The sequence below is a fragment of the Stenotrophomonas sp. YJH_SMC_130 genome (genome assembly GCF_059369035.1).
In genome coordinates, this window is the sequence record NZ_JCAFSH010000022.1 from 37288 (window position 1) to 45995 (window position 8708).

Annotated in this window: 10 protein-coding genes; 1 reads left to right on the forward strand and 9 read right to left on the reverse strand. The window is 66.9% G+C overall.

What is annotated here, in order from left to right; translation table 11 throughout:
• The 9 genes from AC5P5V_RS16780 to rlmD all read right to left on the reverse strand — a co-directional run bounded on the left by AC5P5V_RS16780 (position 1) and on the right by rlmD (position 7360).
• The gene (locus AC5P5V_RS16780) at positions 1 to 270 is read right to left on the reverse strand and encodes a hypothetical protein (RefSeq protein WP_053500349.1); all 270 of its coding nucleotides are present in this window, start codon (positions 268 to 270) and stop codon (positions 1 to 3) included.
• A 180-nt stretch (positions 271 to 450) separates the two neighbouring features.
• Positions 451 to 1719 (reverse strand): FAD-dependent oxidoreductase, encoded by a 1269-nt coding sequence (locus tag AC5P5V_RS16785; protein WP_134969075.1) that lies wholly within the window; start codon positions 1717 to 1719, stop codon positions 451 to 453.
• A gap of 128 nt (positions 1720 to 1847) precedes the next feature.
• Positions 1848 to 2054 (reverse strand): cold-shock protein, encoded by a 207-nt coding sequence (locus AC5P5V_RS16790; RefSeq protein WP_005410590.1) that lies wholly within the window; start codon positions 2052 to 2054, stop codon positions 1848 to 1850.
• 88 nt (positions 2055 to 2142) lie between these two features.
• On the reverse strand, positions 2143 to 2889 hold the full coding sequence (locus AC5P5V_RS16795) for an S-methyl-5'-thioinosine phosphorylase (RefSeq protein ID WP_005418222.1): 747 nt from the start codon (positions 2887 to 2889) through the stop codon (positions 2143 to 2145).
• 81 nt (positions 2890 to 2970) lie between these two features.
• Positions 2971 to 3525, reverse strand: coding sequence for a hypoxanthine-guanine phosphoribosyltransferase (locus tag AC5P5V_RS16800; RefSeq protein ID WP_005418223.1), 555 nt, complete (start codon positions 3523 to 3525; stop codon positions 2971 to 2973).
• Complete coding sequence (gene nagZ / locus AC5P5V_RS16805; RefSeq protein WP_061479808.1) at positions 3525 to 4532, reverse strand: beta-N-acetylhexosaminidase; 1008 nt, start codon at positions 4530 to 4532, stop codon at positions 3525 to 3527. Before nagZ ends, AC5P5V_RS16800 begins: the two co-directional genes overlap by 1 nt.
• 164 nt (positions 4533 to 4696) lie before the next feature.
• Entirely contained in the window at positions 4697 to 5392 is a 696-nt protein-coding gene (locus AC5P5V_RS16810; RefSeq protein ID WP_134969074.1) for a DsbA family oxidoreductase, read from the reverse strand.
• 113 nt (positions 5393 to 5505) lie between these two features.
• Complete coding sequence (locus AC5P5V_RS16815) at positions 5506 to 5991, reverse strand: CYTH domain-containing protein (protein WP_031270571.1); 486 nt, start codon at positions 5989 to 5991, stop codon at positions 5506 to 5508.
• Between the two features lie 34 nt (positions 5992 to 6025).
• Complete coding sequence (gene rlmD / locus AC5P5V_RS16820; RefSeq protein WP_134969073.1) at positions 6026 to 7360, reverse strand: 23S rRNA (uracil(1939)-C(5))-methyltransferase RlmD; 1335 nt, start codon at positions 7358 to 7360, stop codon at positions 6026 to 6028.
• Positions 7361 to 7487: 127 nt separating this feature from the next.
• On the opposite strand from rlmD, the gene AC5P5V_RS16825 reads away from it, so the two are divergent.
• Complete coding sequence (locus AC5P5V_RS16825) at positions 7488 to 8216, forward strand: response regulator (RefSeq protein ID WP_134969072.1); 729 nt, start codon at positions 7488 to 7490, stop codon at positions 8214 to 8216.
• Positions 8217 to 8708: the final 492 nt, after the last annotated feature.

Genomic DNA, 8708 nt, shown 5'->3' on the forward strand with positions numbered 1-8708 from the left:
TCAGGCCGGACGGATATCCAGCTGCGGCATCAGCTGGAACTCAGGCGTGTCCTCTTCCCGTCGCCGCGGCAATGCCTGGATCGCCGCCAGCATCTCCTGCGCGCAGGTGCGGATGCGCGTGTGGTGCTCAGGCGACGCATGACTGATCAGGCTGCCGACATGGAACTCGAACACGTCCTCCAGTACGTCGGGCTGGTCCTCGTGCAGCATCTGCAACAGACCGCGCAGCTTGCAGATTTCCGATTCCAGCTCCTCGACCGCGAACAACATGGCATCCTCCTCTTCGACAACAGGCGGCACATCCGGGCCGCAACAGGCCGCGACGGCAGCGCCTCCCGGGCCACGCGCGATGTTGATCACGGAAAGGAAAACGGGCGACGCGCAATCGCGTGCAACCTACTTCTCGCATATGCGCAGTGAGGCAACCGTTAATTCACGTGACGACGCGTTTCACGCAGTGGCTGTGATCGCGTTGATGCGAGGCACCTGCGCCGCAGTGGCCAGCGCGTCGACGAAAGCCGGATCCAGCGCGAGCGAACCGAACCAGCCATGCTGGGTACCGCTGAGCACACGCAGCATGTGACCACGTCCACCCGGCAGGCGCCCCATCGGGCCGAGCAGCACGTCGCGCGCTTTGGCCCAGGCATCGCGATCGGACTGGAACAGCGGCGTCAGCCAACGGCTCCAGCGCTGGTAGACCGCAACGTGTGCCCTGCGCTGCGCCTGGTAGGCCTGCAATGCCGCGGCACCGCCACCATGCGCGCGCAAGGCATCGCGCAGCGCCAGCGCATCGAGCAGCGCCATGTTCACGCCCTGGCCCAGCTGTGGGCTCATCGCATGCGCGGCATCGCCGGCCAGCACCATGCGGCCGTGATGCCAGCGCGTCATCACCGCGTCGCGGTAGACGGCCCGTGCCAGCTGGCCGGCATCACGCAGATGCGCGAAGCGTGCACTGGCCTGCGGCCACAGCGCATGCAGTTCGTCCAGCCAGGGCGTCATGCCGTCGGCCTGCCAACGTTCGAAATCGGCGCGTGGCAGGCTCCAGAAAAAGCTCAGGCGCGGCGTGTCATCACCGGGCCGCGTACCGACCGGCAACAGCCCGATCATCTTGCGCGCGGCCACGTAGCGCTGCCGCAGCTCCTGCAGGTGTGGCCAGTCTTCGGCCGGCAACAGGCACCACAGCGCACCCCACGGATACACGCGATCCAGTCCGTTACCGTCTTTGATCGTGCCGCGCAGCGTCGAGGCCGCACCATCGGCGGCCACCACCAGGTCGAACGCACCGTGCAGGCGCCCTTCGCTGTCACGCAGGCGGCCGTGCTCGGCATCCACTGCGGCAATGCTGACGCCGGCATGCAGCTGGCCCGCACCTGCACGCGCATCATCCAGCAACGAGAACAGGGCGCCGCGCTGCATGCCAAGGCCGTGCAGGCGCGCGTCCAGGCCGGCGTAGCGCATGTCCATCACTGCGCGTTCGCACGGCGTATCGCCGTACAGGCGATGCACCGGCGCGGCATGCGCGCGCACGGCGTCAAGCAGGCCCATCTGCCACAGCACCTGCAGGCCGCTGGGCTGCAGCAGGAAACCGGCGCCAACCGGTCCCGGCGTGGGCACACGTTCGAAGATCTCCACCTCGTGGCCATCACGGGAGAGCAGGATGGACAATGCCTGTCCAGCGGTGCCGTAGCCGATCACGGCGATGCGCAGTCGTTCCTTCATGGGCGCATTGTGCCCGAGCGCAAATCCGGATGCCCAGCGGGGCCTCCGCCCACGGCAGCGCAATTCTTGTCGCAGCGCAAAAAAAAAAACCCCGCCGGAGCGGGGTTTTCAACGCACTGTCGAGTGGATCACTCGGCCGGCGTGATGTTCGAAGCCTGGGCGCCCTTCGGGCCCTGGGTCACGTCATAGGTGACACGCTGGCCTTCCTGCAGGCTGCGGAAGCCCTTGGAGTTGATGGCGGAGAAGTGCGCGAACACGTCGGCGCTGCCATCCTCCGGCGAGATGAAGCCAAATCCCTTGGCGTCGTTGAACCACTTGACGGTACCGTTCGGCATGGTGATGCGAGACCTTATGCAATGAATGGGTGGTGTACGCTGAACCCGCGCACAAGCTGAGTATGCAAAGCTTGCTCGGGGAAGACAATCACCCCCGCGCCAATTCGCCCACCAGTTCCGGAAGTCCGTTGCTGGCCGCCTGCACATTGGCCAGCACTTCGGCCATCGTAATCTCCTCGCCATCACCGCAGCCGGCGGCCCAGTTGGCGATGATCGCCAGGCAGGCATAATCCAGCCCCAGCTCCCGCGCCAGTGCGGCTTCCGGCATGCCGGTCATGCCCACCAGATCGCAACCGTCGCGGCGCATGCGGGCGATTTCGGCGATCGTTTCCAGGCGCGGGCCCTGCGTTGCGCCATAGCAGCCACCGTCATGGACCGTGACACCGGTCACTTTGGCTGCCGCCAGGATCTTGCTGCGCAGCATCGGCGTGTACGGATGGCCGAAATCGACGTGGACCACGTCGGAGCCTTCTTCTTCACAGATCGTGCTGATGCGGCCCCAGGTGTAGTCGATGATCTGGTCCGGGCAGGCGAGCACGCGCGGACCGAAGTTCTCGGTGATGCCACCCACCGTGTTCAATGCCAGCACCCGCTGCGCGCCCAGCTGCTGCAGCGCAGCCAGGTTGGCGCGGTAGTTGATCTTGTGCGGCGGCAGCGAATGCCCCTCCCCATGCCGCGCCAGGAACGCCACGCGATGGCCGAGCAGCGTGCCCACGCGCACCGGGCCCGATGGGCGGCCGAAGCGGGTGTCGACCTCGTGGGTCTGCACGTCGTCAAGCTTGGCCAGGTTGTAGACACCGGTACCGCCGATCACGGCCAGGGCGATCTGTTGCATTCGAAGCACTCCATGAAAAGACGAACGCCGGCACCCGAGGATGCCGGCGATGGAAAAGACGCGCCGCGGGCGGCCGCGCCGTTATTCCTTCATTGCGTAGATGGCCGGCACGCAGCGCAGGGTCTCGTTGACGTCCATGCCGAAGCCGAACACGTAGCGGTCCGGCAGCTCGATGCCCGCGTAATCGGCGGTCACGTCAGGCAGCGCACGGTCGTGCTTCTTCACGGTCATCGCAGCGATGCGCACATCGGTCGCGCCCTGCTCCAGGCACCAGGTGCGAACGCCCTGCAGGGTGTAGCCCTCGTCGAGGATGTCGTCGACCAGCAGCACGCGGCGGCCGAACAGCGAGGTGGCCGGCTTGTGCTTCCAGACCAGGTCACCGCCGGTGGTTTCGCCGCGGTAGCGGGTGGCGTGCAGGTAATCGAACTGCACGTCCTGGCCGCGCGCGCCCAGTTCCAGCGCCAGCTGGCCGGCGAACGGCAGCGCACCATGCATGATCGACAGGAACAACGGCACCTCGCCCTTGTAATCGCGCGCGATGGCGTCGGCGATAGCAGCGATGGCCTTGTCGATGGTGGGGCGGTCGACCAGCAGGTCAGCCTGGGCCAGGGCCTGGGAAATGGTGAGGTTGGGCATCAGACGGTTCTTCCAAGGGTTTCAAGCAGACGGGATTGGGTGTCGCCATGGCGGGCATCGGCCAGCAGGCCGTCCCAGCCGAGTGCGCCGCGGCCGAGCAGGCCCAGCAGCGCAGCAGTATTGAGGGAGCGTCCCTGCACCGCATGCAGGGCTTCATCGACCAGTTCCGGATGGCAGACCAGCACCACGTCGCAGCCGGCGTCCAGGTGCGCGTGCACGCGTGCCGGCACGCCGCCGGCGCTGTGCGAGGCGGCCATGCCGATGTCATCGGAGAACACCACGCCGCGGAAGCCGAGTTCGCCGCGCAGGATGTCCTGGATCCAGCGTGGGGAATAGCCGGCGGGCTCCGGTGCCACCTGCGGATAGATCACGTGCGCCATCATCACCGCATCGGCACCGGCGGCGATGCCGGCCTGGAACGGCACCAGGTCCTGCGCGCGCAGTTCGTCCAGCGCGCGTGGATCGATCGCGGTATCCACGTGGGTGTCTTCCAGCACGGTGCCGTGGCCAGGGAAATGCTTGAGCGTGGCGGCCATGCCGACCGCGTGCATGCCGCGCACATAGGCTGCGGTGAACGCGGCCACGACCTGCGGGTCTTCACTGAAGGCGCGGTTGCCGATGGCGCGGTTGCCGCGGCCAAGGTCAACCACCGGGGCGAAGCTGAGATCCAGGCCGCTGGCGCGGACTTCACTGGCCATCAGCCAGGCGTGCTGCTCGGCCAGCGCCAGGGCCTGCTGCGGGTCGGTGGCGTACAGGGCACCAATGTCCTGCAGCGGCGGAAGATCGCTGTAGCCCTCGCGGAAGCGCTGTACGCGGCCGCCCTCCTGGTCCACGCAGATCAGCTGCGGGCGCGGGGCAGCGGCACGGATGGCCGCGCTCAGATCGGTCACCTGCTGGCGCGAGGCGAAGTTGCGCTTGAACAGCACCACTCCGGCCACGGCGTCGTGCTGCAGCCAGTCACGTTCCTGGGCGGTCAGTTCGGTGCCGGCAACGCCGATCAGCAGCATGGTCGATCTCCACAACGCGCGCCCGCATGGCGCAGTGCCGCATTGTCGCAGAACCGGCCGACAGGCGCAGTGGTCAGAAAAAGGGGACGGAGGGGATTAAGGCGCAATCGGCCCCAAGGGGCTGGATACGTCTTAATCCCCTCCGTCCCCTTTTGAGGAGCCGGTCAGACCTTGCAGCCGTCCGGGCCGCAGGCCTCGTCGCCGTCAGCCGGGGTGGCCGGGGCGCCCTGTTCGGCCGCGATCTGCTGCAGGGCCTGGGCGAACGCTTCTGGCGGCTGGGCCCCGGAAATCGCCCACTTCCCATCGATGACGAAGGTCGGCACCGAAGAAATGCCCAGTGCATGGGCCTGCGCCAGCTTGGCTTCGACCTCGGCCAGCCCCCGGTCGGAGGCCAGCATCTGCGCGATTTCACCACCGTCCAGGCCGCCCGCCACGCCGGCCTTCACCAGCACTGCGGTATCGGCCAGGTTCTGGCCATGCTCGAAGTGGGCGCGGAACAGCGTTTCACCCACCGCATCCTGCACGCCATGCTGGCCGGCCAGCCACAACACCCGATGCGCCGGCAGTGTGGTCACCCGCACCTGGCCCTGGTTGAAATCCATCGGCAGCCCCTCCGCGCGCGCGGTGGTCTGGGTCTGGCCGAGGATCTGCTCGGTGCGCTCGACGCCCCCGAACTTGCGCGCATAGGCCTCGCGCAGCGGCACCGGGGTGTCGTCCGCATCCGGGTCCAGCTGGAACGGCTGCCAGTGGATATCGAGGTCAGGCGCATTGGCGCCCAGCAACTGCACGCCCTGCTGGAAACGATGCTTGCCAATCCAGCACCAGGGGCAGACCACGTCGGAGTAGATGTCGATTCTCATCCCCACGACATGGGGACCGCCTTCCTCGATAAAAGGGGACGGAGGGGATTAAGTCGCTTTCCGCACAGGCGGGGTAAAGACGACTTAATCCCCTCCGTCCCCTTTTTGGGGGTTCACCACTCTGAATACGGGCGGCTGGCCAGGGCAACGTTGTAGTAGCGGGCGTCATCGGTCACTTCGGCGCCGACCCAGTCCGGCAGGTCGATGGCCTGGTCCGCGCTTTCCAGCTCGACTTCGGCCACCACCAGGCCGGCGTTGTCACCGAGGAACTCGTCCACTTCCCAGGTCAGGCCGGCGTGTTCGACCAGATGGCGGCGCTTGTCGATCAGGCCGCCGACACACAACGCCAGCAGTGCGCGCGCGTCCTCCACGGGGATCGGGTAGTCGAACTCCTGCCGGGTGTGGCCGAGGGTGCGCGACTTCAGGTTCAGCGCGGCGTGGTCGCCTTCGATGCGCACGCGCACCGAGGCGTTCTGGGTGCCGCGGTCGAGCGCGCCCATGTCGTTGATGTAGCCCTGCGCCATCGGGATCACCCGATGCGCGGCGGTGCGCCAGCCATCGCTGCTGACCAGGAATTTGCGTTCGATTTCGATGCCCATGGCGCAATTATGCGCCACGGGTGATGACAGCTGCTCAGCGCTTTTCGAATACCGCGATGCTTTCCACGTGCGCGGTGTGCGGGAACATGTCCATGGCACCGGCGCTGACCAGGGTAAAGCCCTGTTCGTTGACCAGATAGCCGGCATCGCGCGCCAGCGAGCCCGGGTGGCAGCTGACGTAGACGATGCGCTTGAACTGCTTCAGCGGCAGCTGCTGCAGCACTTCGATCGCGCCCGAGCGCGGCGGATCCAGCAGCAGCTTGTCGAAGCCCTGGCGCATCCACGCCGTGCTGCGCTGGTCCTGGGTCAGGTCGGCGCTGAAGAACTGCGCGTTGGCCAGGCCGTTGCGCTCCGCGTTCTCACGTGCACGCGCGACGAGGCCGGCATCGCCTTCCACACCCACCACTTCACGCACACGGCGGGCCAGCGGCAGGGTGAAGTTGCCCAGGCCGCAGAACAGGTCCAGCACGCGCTCGTCCTTACCCGGCTGCAGCAGGTCCAGGGCGTGGGCGATCATCTTCTCGTTGAGCTTGGCGTTGACCTGGATGAAATCCAACGGGCGGAACGCCAGCTCGACATCCCACGGCGCCAGCCGGAACGACAGCGGCACGCCCTGCCCGTCCAGCGGCTGCACGGTGTCCACGCCGCCGGACTGCAGGTAGATCACGAACCCATGCTGCTGGCCGAAGGCAGCCCAGGCCGCGCGGTCCGCATCGCTGAGCGGTTGCAGGTGGCGCACGGTCAGCACCACCGCCTGGTCACCGGCGATGAACTCGATCTGCGGGATGTCGCGCTTGCCATCGAGCGTTTCAATGAAGGTGGACAGCGCCTCGACCTTGGTGCCGATTTCCGGAATCACCGTCAGGCATTGGCTGAGGTCGGCGACGAAACGCGGATCCTGTTCACGGAAGCCGACCAGGGTCTTGTCCTTCTTCTCGACCCGGCGCACCGAGAAGCGGCCCTTGCGGCGGTAACCCCAGCTCTCGCCGACCAGCGGCGGCAGCACGGTGCCCGGCTTCACATGGCCGATCCGCTCCAGGTTGTCCATCAGCACGCGCTGCTTGGCGACGATCTGCTGGGCCTCGTCCAGGTGCTGCAGTACGCAGCCGGCACAGGTGCCGAAATGGGGGCACTTGGGGGTCACCCGCTGCGGCGAGGCCTGCAGCACCTCCAGCGTGCGCGCCTCGTCGAAATGGCGGCTGCGGGCCGTCTGTTCAGCCATCACCACCTCACCGGGCAGGGCGCCGCTGACGAAGGTGACCTTGCCGCCCTCGCCTTCACGGCGGGCGACACCGCGACCATCATGGCTGAGGTCGAGGATCTCGGTCTGGAACGGGGTACGGTCGGTGCGGGAGCGGGATCGGGCCACGTGGCAACAGGCTGCGGGCAAAAATGGGGGCGTATTGTCGCAGATCCTGACCGATGGGGCCCGGACCCGCTTGCGCCCGTGGCCGCCGTGCTTGATGATTGGGACAGCTGACATGGAGGCAGCCCTGATGCAGATGACCCCGCGGGCCACACGGCCCCGCTTCCTGCTTGTCGAGGACGACATCATCAGCCGCGGTTTTTTCAAGGCGGCGTTGGAAACGTTACCGGCGGATGTGGATACCGCAGATTCGCTGGCCAGTGCCCTGGCCAGTGCCGAGCCCGGCTCGCATGACCTGTGGCTGATCGACGTCAACCTGCCGGACGGCAATGGCGCGCAGCTGTTGCGTGAGTTGCGCCGTTCACATCCCGACACGCCGGCACTGGCACATACCGCCGACGGCGATGCCTCCATTCACGCCCGCCTGCGCGAAGCTGGTTTCAGCGACACCCTGGTCAAGCCACTGGGCCGCGACCAGCTGCTGAAGGCCGTGCGCCGAGCGCTGGTCAACAGCCCGGCGGGGATCTTCGTGGCACAGGCCCCGGCCGCGGTCGAACTGGCCGTACAGGACTGGGACGAGACCGCAGCCCTGGCAGCGCTCAATGGCCAGCGCAACCACCTGATCGCACTGCGCGAACTGTTCCTGGCCGAGTTGCCGGGCGTGCGCGACGCGGTCGAGCAGGCGGTCGACCAGCACGACGAGCGCCAGTTGCGCAGCCAGCTGCACCGGTTGCAGGCCAGTTGTGGCTTCGTCGGCGCGGCACGGCTGGGGCGCGCGGTGCGGCAACTGCATCACGCGCCCGAGTCCGGGCAGGCCCAGGCGGGGTTCCGCGACGCGGTGGCGGCCCTGCTGCATTGAGGGTTGCTCGGCAGGGCTGCGCCCTGCACCCGCAGAGGCTTCAAGCCAAGGCAACAGCAAAAGCTGGCATTCCGTGGGCTGGCGGGGCGGTGTCGGAGTGCGGGGACGCCGCAAGTACGTCCCTGTAGGCTTGGCAGCCGCATCCATGCGGCTGACACCCCGCCCTCCGATACCGCCCCACCTCTGACAGTTTTCCGCGATCGGGTAGATCCACGCCATGCGTGGATGAATCTCTGTCAGATATCGAAATCAATCTGGGTTCGGATCCGTTTTCCTGTGGAAAACGGATCCGATCCCATGCCATTCCGACAGCTCGCAAGAATCTGTCGAAGGCGGGGTGGGTCCGGTTGAGGGGGCGTGTGATCTGGCCCCCCGTCAGCGGACGCCAAGAAGCGATACTTTGATCGCACTTGGAGGTCCCTTATGTCCCGTATCACCCGTCGTAGCTACACCGATGAGTTCAAGCACCAAGCCGTGGAGTTGGCCGAGTCG

What these genes read in the sequence shown, in the direction of transcription:
- AC5P5V_RS16780 (WP_053500349.1), bottom strand. Translation starts at nt 270, where the DNA reads ATGTTGTTCGCGGTCGAGGAGCTGGAATCGGAAATCTGCAAGCTGCGC.
- AC5P5V_RS16785 (WP_134969075.1), bottom strand. Translation starts at nt 1,719, where the DNA reads ATGAAGGAACGACTGCGCATCGCCGTGATCGGCTACGGCACCGCTGGA.
- AC5P5V_RS16790 (WP_005410590.1), bottom strand. Translation starts at nt 2,054, where the DNA reads ATGCCGAACGGTACCGTCAAGTGGTTCAACGACGCCAAGGGATTTGGC.
- AC5P5V_RS16795 (WP_005418222.1), bottom strand. Translation starts at nt 2,889, where the DNA reads ATGCAACAGATCGCCCTGGCCGTGATCGGCGGTACCGGTGTCTACAAC.
- AC5P5V_RS16800 (WP_005418223.1), bottom strand. Translation starts at nt 3,525, where the DNA reads ATGCCCAACCTCACCATTTCCCAGGCCCTGGCCCAGGCTGACCTGCTG.
- nagZ (WP_061479808.1), bottom strand. Translation starts at nt 4,532, where the DNA reads ATGCTGCTGATCGGCGTTGCCGGCACCGAACTGACCGCCCAGGAACGT.
- AC5P5V_RS16810 (WP_134969074.1), bottom strand. Translation starts at nt 5,392, where the DNA reads ATGAGAATCGACATCTACTCCGACGTGGTCTGCCCCTGGTGCTGGATT.
- AC5P5V_RS16815 (WP_031270571.1), bottom strand. Translation starts at nt 5,991, where the DNA reads ATGGGCATCGAAATCGAACGCAAATTCCTGGTCAGCAGCGATGGCTGG.
- AC5P5V_RS16825 (WP_134969072.1), top strand. Translation starts at nt 7,488, where the DNA reads ATGCAGATGACCCCGCGGGCCACACGGCCCCGCTTCCTGCTTGTCGAG.